The 17,441-nt window shown below is 62.6% G+C and carries 20 protein-coding genes; 10 read left to right on the forward strand and 10 right to left on the reverse strand.

Annotated features, from left to right (window positions below; translation table 11 throughout):
• Positions 1 to 27: 27 nt before the first annotated feature.
• The 3 genes from GC127_RS01855 (at position 28) to tsaA (ending at position 1,413) form a co-directional block, all read left to right on the forward strand.
• Positions 28 to 453: a F0F1 ATP synthase subunit epsilon gene (locus GC127_RS01855; RefSeq protein WP_037297481.1), complete on the forward strand. Its 426-nt coding sequence runs from the start codon at positions 28 to 30 to the stop codon at positions 451 to 453.
• A gap of 116 nt (positions 454 to 569) precedes the next feature.
• A complete protein-coding gene (locus GC127_RS01860) occupies positions 570 to 923 on the forward strand; it encodes an H-type lectin domain-containing protein (protein WP_008280718.1) in 354 nt (117 codons plus the stop codon).
• A 16-nt stretch (positions 924 to 939) separates the two neighbouring features.
• The gene (gene tsaA, locus GC127_RS01865) at positions 940 to 1,413 is read left to right on the forward strand and encodes a tRNA (N6-threonylcarbamoyladenosine(37)-N6)-methyltransferase TrmO (RefSeq protein WP_081506755.1); all 474 of its coding nucleotides are present in this window, start codon (positions 940 to 942) and stop codon (positions 1,411 to 1,413) included.
• Between the two features lie 86 nt (positions 1,414 to 1,499).
• Here the strand turns inward: tsaA and map are convergent, their stop codons facing one another.
• On the reverse strand, positions 1,500 to 2,312 hold the full coding sequence (map, locus tag GC127_RS01870) for a type I methionyl aminopeptidase (protein ID WP_151976175.1): 813 nt from the start codon (positions 2,310 to 2,312) through the stop codon (positions 1,500 to 1,502).
• A 40-nt stretch (positions 2,313 to 2,352) separates the two neighbouring features.
• On the reverse strand, positions 2,353 to 3,084 hold the full coding sequence (sfsA, locus tag GC127_RS01875) for a DNA/RNA nuclease SfsA (protein ID WP_151976174.1): 732 nt from the start codon (positions 3,082 to 3,084) through the stop codon (positions 2,353 to 2,355).
• 45 nt (positions 3,085 to 3,129) lie between these two features.
• Between sfsA and GC127_RS01880 the strand changes: the two genes are divergently transcribed.
• From GC127_RS01880 to GC127_RS01895, 4 genes are read left to right on the forward strand one after another with little or no spacing between them, the layout of a single operon-like run.
• The gene (locus tag GC127_RS01880) at positions 3,130 to 3,852 is read left to right on the forward strand and encodes a molybdopterin-binding protein (protein WP_151976173.1); all 723 of its coding nucleotides are present in this window, start codon (positions 3,130 to 3,132) and stop codon (positions 3,850 to 3,852) included.
• On the forward strand, positions 3,849 to 4,568 hold the full coding sequence (locus tag GC127_RS01885; protein ID WP_151976172.1) for an N-acetyltransferase: 720 nt from the start codon (positions 3,849 to 3,851) through the stop codon (positions 4,566 to 4,568). The genes GC127_RS01880 and GC127_RS01885 overlap by 4 nt, the downstream gene beginning before the upstream one ends.
• A 3-nt stretch (positions 4,569 to 4,571) precedes the next feature.
• Positions 4,572 to 5,144 (forward strand): peroxidase-related enzyme, encoded by a 573-nt coding sequence (locus GC127_RS01890; protein WP_151976171.1) that lies wholly within the window; start codon positions 4,572 to 4,574, stop codon positions 5,142 to 5,144.
• 6 nt (positions 5,145 to 5,150) lie between these two features.
• A complete protein-coding gene (locus GC127_RS01895) occupies positions 5,151 to 6,086 on the forward strand; it encodes an OmpA family protein (protein ID WP_151976170.1) in 936 nt (311 codons plus the stop codon).
• Between the two features lie 9 nt (positions 6,087 to 6,095).
• On the opposite strand, the gene GC127_RS01900 is transcribed toward GC127_RS01895, so the two are convergent.
• From GC127_RS01900 to GC127_RS01910, 3 genes are all read right to left on the reverse strand, one after another.
• The gene (locus GC127_RS01900) at positions 6,096 to 8,117 is read right to left on the reverse strand and encodes a capsular polysaccharide biosynthesis protein (RefSeq protein WP_151976169.1); all 2,022 of its coding nucleotides are present in this window, start codon (positions 8,115 to 8,117) and stop codon (positions 6,096 to 6,098) included.
• Positions 8,114 to 9,214 carry a polysaccharide biosynthesis/export family protein gene (locus GC127_RS01905; protein ID WP_008280708.1) on the reverse strand — a complete coding sequence of 367 codons (1,101 nt, stop codon included), beginning with the start codon at positions 9,212 to 9,214 and terminating at the stop codon, positions 8,114 to 8,116. Before GC127_RS01905 ends, GC127_RS01900 begins: the two co-directional genes overlap by 4 nt.
• 146 nt (positions 9,215 to 9,360) lie before the next feature.
• Entirely contained in the window at positions 9,361 to 10,653 is a 1,293-nt protein-coding gene (locus tag GC127_RS01910) for a capsule biosynthesis protein (RefSeq protein WP_151976168.1), read from the reverse strand.
• 139 nt (positions 10,654 to 10,792) lie between these two features.
• On the opposite strand from GC127_RS01910, the gene GC127_RS01915 reads away from it, so the two are divergent.
• Positions 10,793 to 11,380 carry a riboflavin synthase gene (locus tag GC127_RS01915; protein WP_008280706.1) on the forward strand — a complete coding sequence of 196 codons (588 nt, stop codon included), beginning with the start codon at positions 10,793 to 10,795 and terminating at the stop codon, positions 11,378 to 11,380.
• On the opposite strand, the gene GC127_RS01920 is transcribed toward GC127_RS01915, so the two are convergent.
• The 5 genes from GC127_RS01920 to GC127_RS01940 all read right to left on the reverse strand — a co-directional run bounded on the left by GC127_RS01920 (position 11,377) and on the right by GC127_RS01940 (position 15,499).
• Positions 11,377 to 12,240, reverse strand: coding sequence for a DUF2189 domain-containing protein (locus tag GC127_RS01920; protein WP_151976167.1), 864 nt, complete (start codon positions 12,238 to 12,240; stop codon positions 11,377 to 11,379). The genes GC127_RS01915 and GC127_RS01920 overlap by 4 nt on opposite strands.
• Before the next feature lie 121 nt (positions 12,241 to 12,361).
• Positions 12,362 to 13,147 (reverse strand): ABC transporter permease, encoded by a 786-nt coding sequence (locus tag GC127_RS01925; RefSeq protein WP_037297564.1) that lies wholly within the window; start codon positions 13,145 to 13,147, stop codon positions 12,362 to 12,364.
• Positions 13,144 to 13,896 (reverse strand): ABC transporter permease, encoded by a 753-nt coding sequence (locus GC127_RS01930; protein ID WP_008280702.1) that lies wholly within the window; start codon positions 13,894 to 13,896, stop codon positions 13,144 to 13,146. Before GC127_RS01930 ends, GC127_RS01925 begins: the two co-directional genes overlap by 4 nt.
• A gap of 5 nt (positions 13,897 to 13,901) precedes the next feature.
• The gene (locus GC127_RS01935) at positions 13,902 to 14,663 is read right to left on the reverse strand and encodes a transporter substrate-binding domain-containing protein (RefSeq protein WP_008280701.1); all 762 of its coding nucleotides are present in this window, start codon (positions 14,661 to 14,663) and stop codon (positions 13,902 to 13,904) included.
• 38 nt (positions 14,664 to 14,701) lie between these two features.
• On the reverse strand, positions 14,702 to 15,499 hold the full coding sequence (locus GC127_RS01940) for an ABC transporter ATP-binding protein (protein WP_151976166.1): 798 nt from the start codon (positions 15,497 to 15,499) through the stop codon (positions 14,702 to 14,704).
• A 93-nt stretch (positions 15,500 to 15,592) separates the two neighbouring features.
• On the opposite strand from GC127_RS01940, the gene GC127_RS01945 reads away from it, so the two are divergent.
• Together GC127_RS01945 and GC127_RS01950 are read left to right on the forward strand one after the other, a co-directional pair.
• Positions 15,593 to 16,234, forward strand: coding sequence for a TetR/AcrR family transcriptional regulator (locus tag GC127_RS01945; protein WP_254699963.1), 642 nt, complete (start codon positions 15,593 to 15,595; stop codon positions 16,232 to 16,234).
• On the forward strand, positions 16,231 to 17,418 hold the full coding sequence (locus tag GC127_RS01950) for a pyridoxal phosphate-dependent aminotransferase (RefSeq protein ID WP_151976165.1): 1,188 nt from the start codon (positions 16,231 to 16,233) through the stop codon (positions 17,416 to 17,418). The genes GC127_RS01945 and GC127_RS01950 overlap by 4 nt, the downstream gene beginning before the upstream one ends.
• Positions 17,419 to 17,441: the final 23 nt, after the last annotated feature.

The raw sequence follows: 17,441 nt of genomic DNA on the forward strand, positions 1-17,441 counted from the left end.
GGGCCTGACACCATGAGGGAGGCCGAGATGGCTGAAACAGTGCAATTCGATCTGGTGAGCCCCGAGCGGCTTTTGGCCTCGGTTGCTGCCCATGAGGTGAGCATTCCGGGGGCTGAGGGCGATCTGACCGCCATGGCCGATCACGCCCCGCTCATCACCACGCTGCGGCCCGGTATCCTGCGGGTGTCGGGGCCGTCGGGCGAGAAGGAATATGTTGTGACCGGCGGTTTTGCCGAGATCAGCGGCAAGAGCGTGTCGGTTCTTGCGGAGCAGGCCGTTGCGCGTGAGGATATGACGCGCGAAGCGTTCAAGGCGATGGTGGATGCGGCGACCGACAAGTTGGCGCATGCGCAGGAAAAATTCGTCAATGAGCCCGGCCCTGTCGACGAGATGGCCAAGCTCTTGGCGGATATGGTGGCTGTAGGCGACCATATCGGGTTGTCTTCCAACTGAGGTTGCGGCGGATTCTGCTATCAAAGGGGCCGTTCTGCGGCCCTTTTTTCTTTTTTTTTGCTCTCAATTTTGCCGGAAAATCGGTGTAGGCTCGCCAGAGTTTCGGAAGGCATCGTATGAAATTCTTGATCAATCAAGCTATTGGGATCGAACAGGGGGATGATGTCCTCTTTTCAGATTTTGCTGATGGGGGCGAAATGTGGACCGGATCAGGCGCGCGTGAGCGGCGCAAGTTGATCACCTTTGCCAGCCCGTTCAAGTCCGAACCTGCGGTGCATGTGGCCCTGTCGCTTTGGGATATGGACAGCGCCACCAATGCCCGTGCCGATGTGACGGCGGAAAAGATCACGCCAAATGGGTTTGAGATCGTGTTCCGCACTTGGGCGGATACGCGGGTGGCCCGGGTGCGGGTACGTTGGATGGCGCTTGGTGAGGTGTTCCACGAGGATGACTGGCAAGACGTTTACTGAGGCGGAGAGCGTTGGGATGGACATGCGATTGCGTCCGGGCGAGGAGACCACGGTGCTGCCAGAGGGGCAGGATGCCGCGCTGCATTTCATTGGGCGGATCAACACCCCATGGACCCGGCGCGAAGAGTGCCCGCGGCAGGGGCAGCTAGAGGGACCAGAGTGTCGGATTGAGGTGTTTGCACCTTGGGTCGCGGCGCTGGAGGGAATCGCGGCCTATAAGCATCTTGAAATTCTGTATTGGTTGGACCGGTCCCGGCGGGATCTGGTGCGGCAGAACCCGAAAGGGGATGGTACGCGCTATTTTGGCACCTTTGCCCTGCGCTCGCCGCAGCGGCCCAATCCCATTGGCACGTCGCAGGTGCGCCTGATCGGGGTAGAGGGGGCGGTGTTGATCGTTCGGGGGCTGGATTGTCTGGATGGCACGCCTTTGGTGGACATCAAGCCTGATCGTTGTGAGTTTACCCCACAGGCCCCGGCAAAGCCGCTATAGCCGTTTGATTTAGCGCTATTTTGGTGAGAGCAGCCTATCGACGCTCTTTGAAATTCGTTTCGATCACGATCAAACCCGCAGGGGTTTTACGCCCATGTCGGATGGAATTTTCCCGCAGGCGAGAGGGTGAAAATCTCGGCGCCGGTGGCAGTCACACCGATGGAATGCTCGAATTGCGCCGACAGAGATTTGTCGCGGGTGACGGCGGTCCAGTCATCGGCCAGCACTTTGGTTTCGGGGCGCCCGAGATTGACCATCGGCTCGATGGTGAAGAACATGCCTTCTTCCAGACGCGGCCCGCTGCCTGCCCGCCCGTAATGCAGCACATTGGGCGGCGAATGGAACACGCGGCCCAAGCCGTGCCCGCAGAAATCACGCACCACCGACATGCGATGCGCCTCGACGTAAGATTGGATCGCGTGGCCGATATCGCCAAAGGTGGCACCGGGGCGCACGGCCTCGATGCCCTTCATCAGGGCGTCATGTGTGACCTGGATCAGCCGTTCGGATTTGCGGCTGAGTTTGCCTGCTACATACATCCGGCTCGTGTCGCCAAACCAACCATCCACGATCACCGTCACATCGACGTTCAGAATGTCACCATCCTTGAGCACCTTGTCGCCGGGAATGCCATGGCAGACCACGTGATTGACGCTGATGCAGCTGGCGTGCTGATAGCCCTTATACCCGATGGTGGCGGATTTCGCGCCAGAGGCGTTAACCTTGTCCTCGATCAGCTTGTCGATGGCGGTGGTGGTTTGTCCGACAAAGACATGCTCTGCGATTTCGTCGAGGATTTGCGCGGCAAGTGCCCCCGCCCGGTGCATACCAGCAAAATCCGCAGTCTCGTGGATGCGGATGCCCTCGCGCGTCAATCGTCCTCGATGTGTTTCGTTCACGTCCGGCCTCGTATGGTGTGCATTTTCCGTTTATCTAGGGCTATTTGCGCGAAAGGACCAGAGGGGGGTCGTTTGCAAGGGGCAGGCCATGACCAATTGTGATCTCTTGCGGGGTGATATTGGCACGATATGACAGCACTGTGACCCCTGCCGCGCGGGCGCGCTGCAGGGCGTTAGCATAGGTGGGGTCGATGTCTTGGGCCACGGTCACGGCCTGTGCATCGCTGCGTTGCACCAGATAAAAGAGCACGGCGCGATGCCCGGCACGGGCCATTTCGGCCAGATCCCCCAAGTGCCGCGCGCCGCGTGCGGTGACGCTATCGGGGAATTCGGCCAAACCGGGCGTGCGTGACAGGGTGACGGATTTTACCTCGACATAGGCATCGGGCAGGCCTGCGCCCGAAAGCAGGAAATCCACCCGGCTGGCAGTGCCGTAGGCTTGTTCGGGGCGCACCCGGTCATAGCCGGCCAGTTCCGGGATTGTCCGCGCCTCAATCGCGGTCCTGACGATCCGGTTGGCAAGACCCGTATCGACACAGACGAAATCCCCGCACGAACGCTCCAGCAACCGCCAGCCGAATTTGAGTTTCTTGCGCGGATCGTCATTGGGTTCGACCCAGATGGTTGCCCCCGGATCGGCCAGCCCCATCATGCTGCCGGGGTTGGCGCAATGCGCCGTAACCTCGCGCCCATCCATCAGGCGGATATCGGCGAGAAAGCGTTTGTAGCGGCGCAGCAGCACAGCCTGCACAAGAGGGGTTTGAAAGCGCATGACCTGCGCCTATACCGGGTTTGTCCCCGGATCAAGGAGTCTGCCATGCCCAACCCGACCGCTGCCATGCTTGTCATCGGAGACGAAATCCTGTCGGGGCGCACGCGCGATGCCAACATGCATTATCTGGCGGGTGAGGTGACGAAGGTCGGCATCGACCTTAAGGAAGTGCGCGTGGTCAGCGACGATCCCGGCGCTATTGTTGCGGCGGTGCAGGCGCTGAGCGCGGGGTATGACCATGTGTTCACCTCGGGCGGTATTGGTCCCACCCATGACGATATCACCGCCGAGAATGTGGCCGCGGCCTTTGATCGGCCGATTTCGGTGCGCGACGACGCGCGCGCCATTCTGGCCGCGCATTACGACGCGCGGGGGCAGGAATTGAACGCGGCGCGTTTGCGCATGGCGCGTATTCCGGACGGGGCCACACTCATTGATAACCCGATCAGCGCCGCGCCGGGGTTTACCATCGAGAATGTGCATGTGATGGCCGGGGTGCCGTCGATCTTTCAGGCGATGCTGGCCTCTGTGCTGCCCAAGCTGACGGGCGGTGCGCCGATCCTGTCGCAGGCGCTGGAAATCCGGCGCGGCGAGGGCGATATTGCAGGGCCTCTTTCCGATCTGGCGGAGAGGTATCCTGACCTCAGCATCGGCTCTTACCCGTTTATCCGCGATGGGTGTTACGGGGCGCAGATCGTGATGCGTGGGCAGGATGGTGCACGGCTTGAGGCTGCGATGTCTGAATTGGCGGAGATGTTTCCGGCATGAGCCCTGATGTGCAGACGCTTTATGCGGTGACCGAGGCCACGTGGCCGCCTGCGCGCTGCGAACAGCTTGGTCCTGTGACCCTGCGCGAGGGCAAGGGTGGTGGCAAGCGCGTGTCTGCCGCCACCGTTACGGGGCCGATCACGGGCGCGGAACTGGTCGCCGCCGAGATGGCAATGCGCGCGCTCGGGCAAAGCCCGCTCTTTCAGGTGCGCGAGGGGGATGGCGCGCTGGATGCGCTTTTGGCCTCTGAGGGATATGAGGTGGTTGACCCGGTTAACCTCTATGTTGTGCCGGTTGCGGCGTTGACAGGCGAAAAGCCGCCGCGTGTCAGCACCTTTGCGGTTTGGGAGCCTCTTGAAATCATGCGCGAAATCTGGGCTGATGGGGGTATTGGCCCGGCGCGTATTGCGGTGATGGAGCGTGTTACCGGCCCCAAGACCGGGCTTTTTGGCAGGCATAAGGATCAGCCCGCCGCCACCGGCTTTGCCGCGATTCACGCGGGCGTGGCCATGGTGCATGCGCTGGAGGTTCACGCCCGCCACCGCCGCGCCGGGATGGGGCGGTTGATGATGCTACAGGCGGCGCTTTGGGCGCAGGCAGAGGGTGCGCAGTATCTGTCGGTGATCTGCACCAAGAGCAATCAGGGGGCCAATGGGCTATATACGGCGATGGGGTTTGCCCATGTTGGCGACTACCATTACCGGCAAAAGGAGTGAGACATGACCAAGCCATCCGAGCCCACAGCGCTTGATTTGCCGATGCTTGACCCGTTGCCAGAGGCGACACAGAAGTATTTCGACATCTGCGCCGAGAAACTGGGGATGATCCCCAATGTGCTGCGGGCCTATGCCTTTGACATCGACAAGCTGAATGCCTTTACCACGCTCTACAACAACCTGATGCTGGCCGAGAGCGGGTTGAGCAAGCTGGAGCGCGAGATGATCGCGGTCGTGGTCAGTTCGATCAACCGATGCTGGTATTGTCAGGTGGCGCATGGCGCGGCGGTGCGGCAACTCTCTGGTGATCCGGCGCTTGGTGAGGCGATGGTGATGAACTGGCGCGCGGCAAAGCTGGGTGCGCGGCAGAGTGCGATGTTGGGCTTTGCCGAAAAGGTCACGCGCGCCTCGTCTGAGATTACTGAAGCCGATCGTCAGGCGCTGCGCGATCAGGGTTTGAGCGCGCGCGATATCTGGGATATCGCCAATGTTGCGGGGTTCTTCAACATGACCAATCGCGTGGCCTCGGCGACGGGCATGCAGCCCAATCCCGAGTATCACGCGCAGGCGCGCTAAGGTCTGATGCGGCGCGTTATCCCTTTTTTGCTATGGAGTTTTCTGGCGGGCGGCCCGGCGGTTGCGGTTGATCTGACCCTGCCTGCGGGGGCCAGCCAGACGCTCGAGGTGATCCGAGAGGCGGATACGGTGCGCCTGCCGACGGGGCCGCATTCGGGGACGGATGTGCCAAACTTGCGGCTTGAGGGGCGTATTGTCAGCCGGGCTTGGCGGATGCCGGTGCAGGGGGTCACGACGCTGCAACTTCTGACGCCATTGCGCGATCAGTTGGAGGGCGCGGGCTGGGAGGCGGTGTTTGCGTGCGAGGCTCTGGACTGTGGCGGCTTTGATTTCCGCTTTGCCCTGCCAACACTGCCCGCGCCGGACATGTTTCTTGATCTCTTCGACTATCGCTATCTGTTGCTGCGACGGGGCATGGGCGCGACGCAGGAGCATGCCGCACTTATCGTCAGTCAGAGTGGGCGCACAGGCTATGTGCAAGTTCTGGAGGTGACAACGCTGGCCGAAGGCTACACCGTGCAGCCCATTCCGGCGGAGGAGCGCGAAGCGCTGCCGCGCGTTGATCTGGTGCAGGCGTTGCAAACGCAGGGGCATGCTGTGCTGGAGGGATTGGATTTTGGCCTGGGGGACAATGCACTTGGGGCTGGTCCCTATCGCAGTCTTGTGACCTTGGCGGAGTTTTTGACGGCGTCGCCAGAGACACGGGTGGCCCTAGTCGGGCATAGCGATAGCATTGGGGGGCTGGAGCAGAACAGCGCCCTTTCGCGCGCCCGCGCCGAGGCGGTTTTGAACCTTTTGGTCGAGCAACATGGCGTGTCCCCGGCGCAGGTTGAAGCGCATGGGATCGGCTATCTGTCCCCGATTGCCTCAAACACCAGCCCAGAGGGGCGTGAACGCAATCGCCGGGTTGAGGTTGTACTATTGGACGCGGAGCCGCAGTAAGCGCGCTGCTCAGCGCCACCAAGCCGCATGTGAGGCGAGCGCGCCTTGCAGCTTGGCGAGCAAGCGGTTGGCCGGGCCGGGCCGGGGTAGGGGGCCATGCGCCAGCCGTTCGACAACCACCTCGACCGGGCATGGTCGCCCGGTCACGGGATCGCGGTAGCGCGGGTAATCAATGAGTGCCGCATGCACAAGACCGGGCAGCGAAGGCCGTGCGCTGCGTCGCGCCGGGATGTCGCCCAGATCACGGGTCAGGCCCCATCCGGCATAAAAGGGCGCGCCGGTTGTGGTAACGCGCACCCCGCGCAAGAGCGCCTCGAACCCCAAGAGCGAGGTCATGGTCCAGACCTCGTTAACCATGCTGAGCACGCGGGCGGGATCGGTGTGATCGAGGATGAGATCGGCGAGGTCGCGGGCGGCATCCGGTGGCACGGCGCCGGGGCGCAGCCCTGCTTCGACATCGGGATGGGGTTTGTACAGGATCACGGCATCCGGGTTGGCGGCGCGTGCGGCGTGCAAGAGGGCGAGATTGCTGGTGATCGCCCCAGCCCCAAGGCGGATCGAGGCATCATCTTCGACCTGACCGGGCACGAGGATACGCCGCCCCTCGGGCAGGTCGGGCACCGATTGGCCAAGGTTGTATTTGCTGAGGTCATGGCGGGTCAGTGCTGCGATCAGTGCCTCGGCGCGGCGTTCTTGATCGGGGCGCAGGCGGGTGCGGGTGGCGATCAGGCGTTCTAACCGGCTTTCGCGCGTGGGATCATAGTAGATGCCCAGATCGTCACAGACGAGCGACAGGGGGGGGATAAGATCGGCACCGAGCCCGCGCGAGCGCAAGAATCCGTCCTCGATGCGCACGGCCCCTTCTGGGGCTGTGTCGGCCTGTGAGGCCCAGACCATGACGCGGCGGTCGGGCTGGGGCGTGCCGCCAAAGACCACCCGCCGATGCGTGCCAAAGAAGCCTTGGAGCGGCGCGCGTTTCCACAGGCGCATGCCATGGGCCTGCCATCCGGCGTGATCCTCGCGCCAAGCCCGTGTTTCGGCCTCTTGTGTCGAAATTGCCTGATCCAGATCGCAGAGCCGGTCGCGGTAGGGGTCATACCATGTGGGATAGAGCAGCATCGCGCCGGCAAAGAGCTGCGCGCGCGTGAGGTTGCGGCCCCGGCGGGTCAGGGGCAGGGGATGGCGATCCTCGCTAAGGCCCCAGCCCGCATAGAACGGCTGGCCAAAGACATTTGGGCGGTGTCCGGCCAGAATGGCCTCGAACCCCATTTGCGAGGTGACGCAATAGACCGCGATGGCCCCTTCCATCAGCGCCCATGGGCTGACCGGATCGGACAAAAGGCGGATGCGCGCGCTCTCGTCCTTGGCGGTGAAATAGCCGGGGCGGTGGCCTGCGGCGGTTTCGGGATGGGTCTTGATCACGATCCGCGCGCCGGGGTGATCCTCTTGTGCCCAATAGAGCATCTCGCGGAAGGTGTTGGCATCGGCCCCGCCATGCGTGACCGAGGCATCGCCGCGGGTCTGGTCGATCACCAGCACATAGCCCGGATCGGGGCAGGGCGTTTGCGGGTCGAAGGCACTGTATTTGCTTAGATGCGCCTCTTGCAGGCGCGCCATGCCGCTGCGGGCGCGGTTCAGCAAAGCCGTATCGTCGAGCGGGTGCGTGGCCAGCAGATGCTCGAGATCCGAAGGGTGGCGGCTGTCGAAATAGATGCCGCGTCGGTCGATCACCAGACCAAGCGGCGGCGCGCCGCTGCGCCCCGGCTGGAGTGAGCGTAGAAAGGCATCCTCGATCCGCAGCAGACCGGCACCAGTGCGGGCCGCCATCCCCTCGCCGCGCGCGGCATAGGGGCTGCGACCCCAGACGGCAATCAAATCCTCGGTGCCGGGTTGCCCAAGGCTGAGGTCATAGCCCGCCAATGTCAGGATGCGGCGCAGGCGGCGTTGCCAGAGAAACCCGCCGTTGAAATAGAAAACCCGCCGGGAGGCCCGAGCCTCGCCAGCGGGTTGCCCGTCAGAGGGCTGGCTCAAAAGTCGCCCGAGAGCGTTGAGGACGCCGTTGATACCGATCCAACCGCGCCAAGCGTGCCGGTGAAGGCGCCGATGACCTTGGACCATTGCGTGAACGGTGCCTCGGTCACATAGATTGTGTCGTCGTCACGGATCGAAAAGTCGCGCGCCAGAAACAAGCCGTTGGGCTTGGTCAGGTCAAGCACATAGACCAGACGTTGCGCGCCCTGAAGATCGTTGCGGCCTAGAACCTGATTGGCGATTTCCATCGGTTCGTTGCGCAGCACAAAGACGCCGGTGGGATCGGCCGCAGCGGTCGAAAGGCCACCCACCTGTGCAATGGCCTCAAGCGCGCTGAGAGTTTGGGTTTCGAACGTCACGCGCGATTGCGCACCGGTTGCCCCAAGGGCGGTATAGGCGCGGGTATCGGCCTCGACCAAGATGCGGTCACCGCCGCGCAGGGCGATATCGAATTGCGGGTATTTGAACAGGTCCTGAAACCAAACCTTGGAGCGTTGATCGCCCCGGATCACGGTGATCTGTGCCACTTCTGGCGGGATCGCGATGCCACCTGCCGAGGCGATCATGGCCGAGAGGGTGCGCGTGGGGGCCTCGATCGGATAGACGCCCTGACCGCTGACAGCGCCGCTGATTGCCACTGTCGAGCCATTGCCAGCCAAACGGCGCACCTCGACCTGCGGATCGGGGGTTTGCTGTTCGAGTTTCTCGGTGATGACCCGGCGGACACCTTCGGGTGTGTTGCCTGCGGCCTTGATCCGGCCTGCGTAGGGGACAAAGATGAAGCCAGAGCCGTCTACCTGCACTTCGCCAAGGGTTGTCTGGTTGGTTGCTTCGCCCGCCAAAAGCCCGTCATCGACGTTTTCCCAGATCGTGAGGCCCAGCGTGTCACCGGGGCTGATGAGGTCAGACCCAAGCAGGCCAGCGTTTTGGAATTGTTCGGTAAAGCCAAGCGCCGGTTGCACGGCGGTCGCGCGGGTCACCCTGTCATTCACCGTCACGACAAAGGAGTCGCCCTGTTTCTGGACCGATCCGGCGTAGATTTCACGTTTGGTTGGGCCCACGCGCGGCAAGCCGCATCCGGCCACAAGAGATGCCATAAGCAATAGCGCGATAGGGCGCGCCCATCGGGTGTGTCGGGATGTCACTGCTCGGTCTCCTCGACCTGTTTTTGTTCTGCCTCGGGTCTTTTTTGATTACGCTAGCGAACAAACTTGTGAAAATCCAGCGTTTCAATTGCTTGCGCCTATGTGATGACGCGCAACTGTTGCCGAGGGGCCGCGGTGCCAGAGCGCAGCGCATCATAGGGGTCTTCGGGGGCAAGCATCATGTCGACCGCCTGACGCAGCAACTGTCGACGCCCCGAGGAGGAATAGAAGCCACCCGCAATCTGGCTGGTTTCCAGCAGAAATCGCCGGTAATCGGCATAGGCGCGACGGTCTGGGCGCTCTGCTCCGGCAAAGAAATCGGCCAAGGGTTTGGTCGAGACGAATTGAGGTTTGGCATAGACCGCCTGACCAAAGGTGCGCAGTGGAATGCCCCGCCAGAGCACCTGTTGTGCTGCTGTGGAGTTGACGGTCACGGCAGAGCGCGCCTCGTCCAAGAGTTTTGCCAGCTTGCCGCCACGCAGGTAATGCACCCGCCCGCGCAGGTCATAGGCCCGCACTAGGCGGCGCAATTCGCTGCGAATGGGGGCGCGGCCATCCTCTAGCGGATGTGCCTTGATCACCAGATGGTGATGCGGTGGCGCGCCACGTGCAAAGCCGTCAATCACGGTTTCCAGAAACTCGGTCATTGTGGAAAACGGCGAATGCGCCTGAAAAGAGGCGTCATGTTCCAGTTGCAGAAGGGCGATGTGATAGGGGAAGCCACCGGTGCGCACCCGCCATGTGGTCAGGCGTCGCTCGATTGCCTGAATTGGCATCAGGACCAGACGTTTGAGGTAGAGTTTGAATTCCTGTCCCACGGTCAGCGCACGGTGCGGGCGGAAATGGCGATAGCGGCGGTTCAGAAAGAGAACAAATCCGTGATAGAGCGCGCCGTAGAACACATGCTGGCGCATGTCACCCCAACTGGCAGGGGGCAGGGCGGTGTCCATGTCCGAGTTTTCCAGCGCCTGCCGCATCTCGGGCACGCTCATTTCCATCAGGCGGGAATTGCCGTTGGTGCCGCCGCGCTCATAGGTCACCCAATAGGGGCGCATATAGCCTTCTTCGAAGACATGGATCGTGAGGCCGCGCCCGCGGGCCATGGCGACGGCTTGGGCGTGAATGGGCCGGGTATCGCCATAGAGCACAAGATCGGTGATACGTTTGTCGTCGAGAATGGTGGCCAAGGTCGCGGGCCAATCCTCGGCCTGACCGAGAAAGGGCAGAAAACTTGCGCGCTCGCGCCAGAACGCCTGATCCCCGGCATTGAAACCCACGCGCCAGACATCCGCCCCTGCCCGGCGCAGCATCTGCCCGAGTTTGTAGAAGAAAGGCCCGTGCGGTCCCTGAAGAAACAGAAACGCGCGGTTCTTGCCGGTCAGGCCCGTCATGGCGGTGTCTCTTGCCTTTGCGCTCGGTCACGCTTTTTACTGCAAAAATCGGGCGAAAATAAGCCCCTATCGCTGCGGTCTCTTGTCTGGCGGCGGTGGGGGCGGTAGGGGTCACGGCAGAGCAAAAGGAGGGCGGTCAATGTTCACGGGCATCATTACCGATGTGGGGCGCATCGAGGCGGTCGAGCATCGGGGCGACCTGCGCGCGCGGATCGGCACCGGCTATGATACCGGCCGGATCGACATCGGCGCGTCTATTGCCTGCGACGGCGTGTGCCTGACGGTCGTGGCGCTAGGGGCCGGTTGGTTCGATGTGGATATTTCCGCCGAAACCCTATCAAAAACCAACCTGTCGGGTTGGGCTGAGGGGCGGCGGGTCAATCTGGAGCGGGCGCTGCGGGTGGGCGACGAATTGGGCGGGCATATCGTGTCGGGCCATATCGACGGGTTGGCCGAAGTGGTGGGTTTGCGCGATGAGGGCGACAGCACCCGTGTCACGCTGCGCGCGCCGCAAGCCTTGGCGCGCTTCATTGCACCCAAAGGGTCGGTTGCCCTCAACGGCACCTCGCTGACCGTCAATGAGGTTGAGGGCTGCGATTTCGGGATCAACTTCATCCCGCATACCAAATCCGTGACCACCTGGGGCGATGTGGCCATGGGGGATATGGTCAACCTCGAGATTGATACGCTGGCGCGGTACGTGGCGCGGCTGGCCGAGGCGGGCTAGCCATCATTGGGCACGGCGGCGCGGTAGAGATGCCACGTTGCGTGCCCCAAGACCGGCAGCACGATCACCAGACCCAAGAAGGCGGGCAGCATCCCAAGGGTCATGCTGCCGGCCACGATCAGCCCCCATGTGGCGACGATGCGAGGATTGCGCCGGGCCACCGCGACAGAGGTCATGACCGCCACGGGCAGGCCCACGCGCCTATCGATCAGCATCGGGAATGAAATCAGGCTGAGCACCAGCACGGCGGCGGCAAAGACAAAGCCTGCGGCCATGCCCAAGACGATCATCTGCCAGCCCGCAGCGGTGGTCAGCACATCCTGTGCAAAGCCCATGAGGCTGGTCGGGGGCAGTGGCCCGAGGGTGAGGTCGTAGATATATTTCGCGGCGAACATCCAGACGATGAAAATCCCCATCAGGTAGACCCCCAGCACCAGAACAGGCCCCAGAACATGCGCGCGCAGGGCGCGCAGCGCTGTGCCCCAGCCGGTGGCCTGACCGGTTTCACGCTGTCGGCTCATTTCATAAAGCCCGGTGCCGATCACCGGGCCGAGCAGGGTGAACCCGGCTGCCAGCGGAAAAAGCAGGTGCAGATTGGCTGAATGAAAGGCGCTAAGCGCCAGTGTGATGCCGATCAGCGGATAGATGGCGATGAGAAAGAACACGTCACTGCGCAGGGCCACGAAATCGGCCAGCCCTTTGCGCAGGGCGTCGCGCAGGTCATCGTGACTGAGGGTGCGCACGTCGGGTGGGGTGGTAACCTCGCTGCGCAGGGCACCTGTGGCGTCTGAGGCACCGCGCCCCGCGCTTGCGGTGGTGCCCGCCAGCCATGTGAGTGGATTGCCGATGGTCTTGGTCATTCTGGCCTCCCTTATCGGGGCGCGGATGCCGAAGTTTGGGCGTCGCGCCGTGGCGTTGCCGTGAGACCAAGATAGCATGGATTACGCCTGTCGTCACATCCCGATGGGGGATGAGACGATATCAGCCGTGGCGGGGACGCGAGGGCACGCGATTTTCGATCCAGCGGAACATCAGCGCGATGAGGCCCGCAATGATCATATAGACAAGGGCAAGCAGCAAAAGCGGCTCGTAGACGATAAAGGTATCGGCGCGCACGCGGCTGGAGACCGAATAAATCTCGATCACGGTGATGGTTGCCACCAGCGGCGTTGCCTTGAGTTGCAGGATGGTTTCGCCCCCCAAGGTGGGCAGCACATTGCGGATGGCCTGCGGCAGCCAAATGCGGCGAAAGATCGTGAAGCGCGGCATGCCAAAGGCGCGCGCGGCCTCTAGCTGGCCTTTTTGCACACTGGCAAAGCCGCCGCGCATGACCTCGCCCTCATAGCCTGCGTAGGATAGGGTGAGTGCCAGAACGGCATAGGGCCATGCCTGCCGCAGATAGGGCCAAAGCTCGGACCCTCTGATCCACGGGTATTGCGGGAAGAGAGAGCCTAGCCCGTAATAGAGCAGCCAGATTTGCAGGAGAAGGGGCGTGCCGCGAATGATGGTGCAGAAGAGGCGCGCGGGTGCTGCCAGATACCAAGGCCCCGCCGCCTGTGCCAGACCAAGCGGCACGGCAAGCGCAAAGCCCAGCACCACCGTCACCACCAAGATCCAGATCGTGCGCCACAGCCCCTCTAGCGCCAGAGGCAGGTATTGCGGCAGCCAGTCCCATCGTAGCGAGAGCGCGCACCAGATCACGAACCCGGCGAAGAGCGCCATGAGGAACAGGCGGCGCGGGATCAGAAGGGCGCGCAGATCGCTCATCGCCCACCCTCGCGCAAGGAGGGTTGACCGCGCCGCGCCCATTTTTCGATCCGGGCAAAGATCGCACCGGAAAAGAGAGTGACAAGCAGGTAGAGCGCGCCTGCCGCGAGGAAAAAGGTGAAATAGGCCCGTGTGCTGCCCGCTGCCTGCCGGGTTTCGAGGGTCAATTCGCTAAAGCCCACGATGGCCAGGAGGGCCGTGTCCTTGGTGGCGATGAGCCAGAGATTGGCCAGCCCCGGTGTGGCAAAGCTCATCATCGCGGGGATGGTCACGCGGCGTAGCGTCATCAGCGGCGGCATGCCAAAGGCGCGCGCGGCCTCTAGTTGCCCCGGTGGGATCGCCTGAATGGCGCCGCGCAACACCTCGGTGGCATAGGCCCCTTGCACCACGCCCAAGACCCAGATGCCCGCGACGACGCCGCTGATCTCAATCCGGCCATAGCCCATGGCGATGGCGGCCTGATTTATAAGGTCAGAGCCGACGTAATAAAGGATCAGGATCAGTACCAGTTCCGGCACGGCACGAATGACCGTTGTGTAGATCGCCAGAAGATCACGCAAGAGAGGTCCGCCGTAGAGCTTGCCATAGGCACCGGCCAGCCCGATCACAAGGCCAAAGCCAAAAGCGCCAAGTGCGATTTGAAGCGAATTGGCCAGCCCGCGCAAGAGGTTGGCCCCCCATCCCGGAGGTTCAAGCGCGAGGAGGCTGGCGGTTTCCGCCAGCCCCAATGTGTCAAGCAGCGCCTCCAACGTGCTTAGTAGATGCTGGCATTGAAGTAGCGCGCGGTGATCTCCGCATGGGTGCCATCGGCCAGAATGGCGGCGATGCCCTTGTTGAGCGCCTCGCGCAGGGCGTCCTCGCCTTTGCGCACGCCGGCCCCCACGCCCAGGCCCAGAATGGCGGGATCATCGGCGACATTGCCCTTGATCTCGCAGCAGGCACCGGCGTCTGTGGCGACGAAATCCGCCATGGCGATGCTGTCGGCCTGCGTGGCGTCGATCCGGCCTGCGACCAGATCTTGATTGGCCTCGTCCTGTGTCTGATAGATGCGGATTTCAGCGGCGTCCTTGAAGTATTCCTGCGCGTAGGCCTGATGGATCGTCGAGGCCTGCACGCCGAGGATCTTGCCTTTCAGACCTTCGGGGGTGGCCTCTAGATCGAGCGATTTGTCGGCCACGACCACGGTCGGTGTGTTGTAGTAAGGGTCGGAAAAGTCGATGGTTTTCATCCGCTCTTCGGTGATCGACATGGAGGCCATGATGGCGTCGATTTGCCCGCCGGTCAGCGAGGGGATGATCCCATCCCATGCCACGGGGGTGATCACGCAGGTGAGGTCTGCGGCTTTGCAGACGGCGTCGATCACATCGACCTCCCAGCCGACCCATGTGCCCGAGCTGTCGAGCGAGGCGAAGGGCGGATAGGGTTCGGCGGCGATGCCGATCTTGACCTCTTGCGCGGCAAGCCCGGTGCCGAGGGCCGCGAGCGTCGCGGCGGCGAGGATGGTTTTGAGTGTCATGTCAGTCTCCCTTGTTGGTTGGTTTGATCTGCCCCGTCTTATCCGACGGTTTGCAGGAATTGCTTGAGGCGGGCCGATTGCGGCGCGCCAAAGACGCGCTCGGGGGGGCCTTCTTCCTCGATCCGGCCTTGGTAGAGATAGACCACATGGCTGGCCACCTCGCGGGCGAATTTCATTTCATGCGTGACGATCAGCATGGTGCGCCCTTCGGCGGCGAGATCGCGGATCACGCTGAGCACTTCGCCCACCAATTCGGGGTCAAGCGCACTGGTGGGTTCATCGAACAGCATCACGGCGGGATCGACCGCAAGCGCGCGCGCGATGGCCGCGCGCTGCTGCTGGCCACCGGACAGGAAGGCGGGAAAGGTATCGGCCTTGTCGCCAAGCCCCACCCGGTCAAGCAGCGCGCGCGCGCGTTCAATCGCCTGTTTTTTCGGGGTTTTTAGTACATGCACCGGCACTTCGATGACGTTTTCAAGGAGGGTGCGATGCGTCCAGAGATTGAAAGCCTGAAACACCATGCCAAGCCGGGTGCGAAGACGCTCGATCTGGCGGCGGTCGGCGGGGCTACCATCCGCGCGCATGGCGATTTCCTCGCCATTGACGACAATCCGGCCCGAGGTGGGGGTTTCCAGAAAGTTGATACAGCGCAGCATGGTCGATTTGCCCGATCCCGACCCACCTATGATCGCCACCACATCGCCCTTTTGCGCGGTCAGTGACACGCCTTTTAGCACTTCGAGCGCGCCAAAGGATTTGTGCAGGTCGTCGACAATGATCGCGGTCCCTTCTGGGGCGGGCGCGGGGGATTGTCGGGGCTCTGCTGTCACGGGCATGTCTCCGGCATTGGCACTTTTCGGCTTGTAGTAAGGCGGAAGAGTCGTAATTATGCAAGCGTATAATTGACCGCGCTGAGGATGGAGGTGCCCATGACTGGAGAACGCCGTAAATTCAGGCGCGAGGGGGCCGACAGCCGTCGTCAGGCGCTGGTCATGGCGACACTTGATCTGATCGCGGAACAGGGCGTGCGTGGGGCCACGGTACGGGCCATCGCAGAACGCGCGGATGTGACCCAAGGCCTTATCCGGCATTACTTTTCCACCAAGGATGAGTTGGTGCAGGAGGCGTATCTTGCGCATATGGCGGGGCTGACCGAGCAGACCTTTGCTGGGGTTGCAGAGTGCTGCACGGCAGGCGCGCGGCTGGCGGCGCTGGTGGTGGCCTCGGTTACGCCGCCGGTGGTGGATGCGGCGTCGGTCGGGCTTTGGGCCGGGTTTCTCAATCATGTGCGGCAGGATGCGCGGATGCGCGCGGTGCATGCGCGCACCTATCACGATTTTCGCGACCGGCTGGAGCGGTTGATCGTGGCGGCGCTGGAGGAAGCGGGGCGTGTGCCGGACGCAGGGCAGTCGCGGCGCTTGGCGATTGCCTGCAACGCGGTGATTGACGGGCTCTGGCTGGAAGGGGGCGCGCTGCCCGAGGCGTTTGAGCCTGATGAACTGATCGGAATAGCCCTGACGGCGGTGGGGGCGATTTTGCAACTGGATTTGGAAGAGGCGGCGAAGACATGAGATTTTCCTCGATAAATGAACGGCTTGCCGGTCTTGGCGGGGCCAAGTGGGAAGTGCATGCGCGGGCCAAGGACATGGCGCGCGCGGGCCGCGACGTGATCCGCCTGACGATTGGCGAGCCGGATGTGCCAACGCCTGAACGTCTGAAGGACGCTGCTTATGCCGCGATGAAGGCGGGGCGCACCGGCTATTCGGACGGGCGCGGTGAGCCGGGGTTGCGGGCGGCCTTGGCGGAAAAATACAGCAAAAACAGGGGCCGCGCCTTTCATCCCGATCAGGTGATGTGCTTTCCGGGGACGCAAACCGCGCTCTACGCAGTGATGATGGCGGTGGCCGAAGAGGGGGCCGAGGTGCTGGTGGGCGATCCGATGTATGCCACCTATGAGGGCGTCATTCGCGCCACGGGGGCTGCGATGGTGCCGGTGCCGCTGCGGCCTGAGAATGGCTTTCGGATGGCGGCGGCAGATGTGGCTGCGCGCATAACCCCTAGAACACGCGCGATTTTATTGACCACGCCGCATAATCCCACAGGGGCGATTCTGACCCGTGAGGATATTGCGGCGTCGGGGCGGTTGGCGGTCGAGCATGACCTCTGGATCATTTCGGATGAGGTCTATGAGGATCTGGTGTTTGAGGGGTCAGAATTTGTCTCGCCGCTGTCCGATCCGGATTTGGCGGAACGGGTTGTGGCGGTGTCGTCAATTTCCAAGAGCCACGCCGCCCCGGGATTTCGCAGTGGTTGGTGTGTTGGATCGCTGGAGTTTACCGCCAATCTGTTGGCCCTGTCCGAAACGATGCTCTTTGGAAATCAACCGTTTATCGCGGATATGACCGAACAGGCGGTGCGCGAGGGATCGGATGTGGCAGCAGGCATGCGGCAGAGGTTTGCAGCGCGGGCGGAATTGTTGGCCGCGCGGTTGGAGCGCGAGACGGCATTGCGGGTGCATCGCCCCGAGGCGGGGATGTTCGCGATGGTGGATATTGCCGCGACGGGGCTGGATGGCGAAAGCTATGCCTGTGATCTATTAGAGAAAACCGGCGTGGCGGTGATGCCCGGTGCGTCCTTCGGCAAGACGCTGGACACTTGGGTGCGGTTGGCGCTGACGGTGGAGGATGCGCCCTTTGCCCAAGCGATTGACCGGATCGTGGCCCATGCCAATGCGCGGCGCGTCAAGATCGCCTGAAATATAATATAAACAGAGGGTTA

Origin of the sequence: Roseovarius sp. EC-HK134 (assembly GCF_902498815.1) — a bacterium.
GTDB lineage: Bacteria > Pseudomonadota > Alphaproteobacteria > Rhodobacterales > Rhodobacteraceae > Roseovarius > Roseovarius mucosus_A.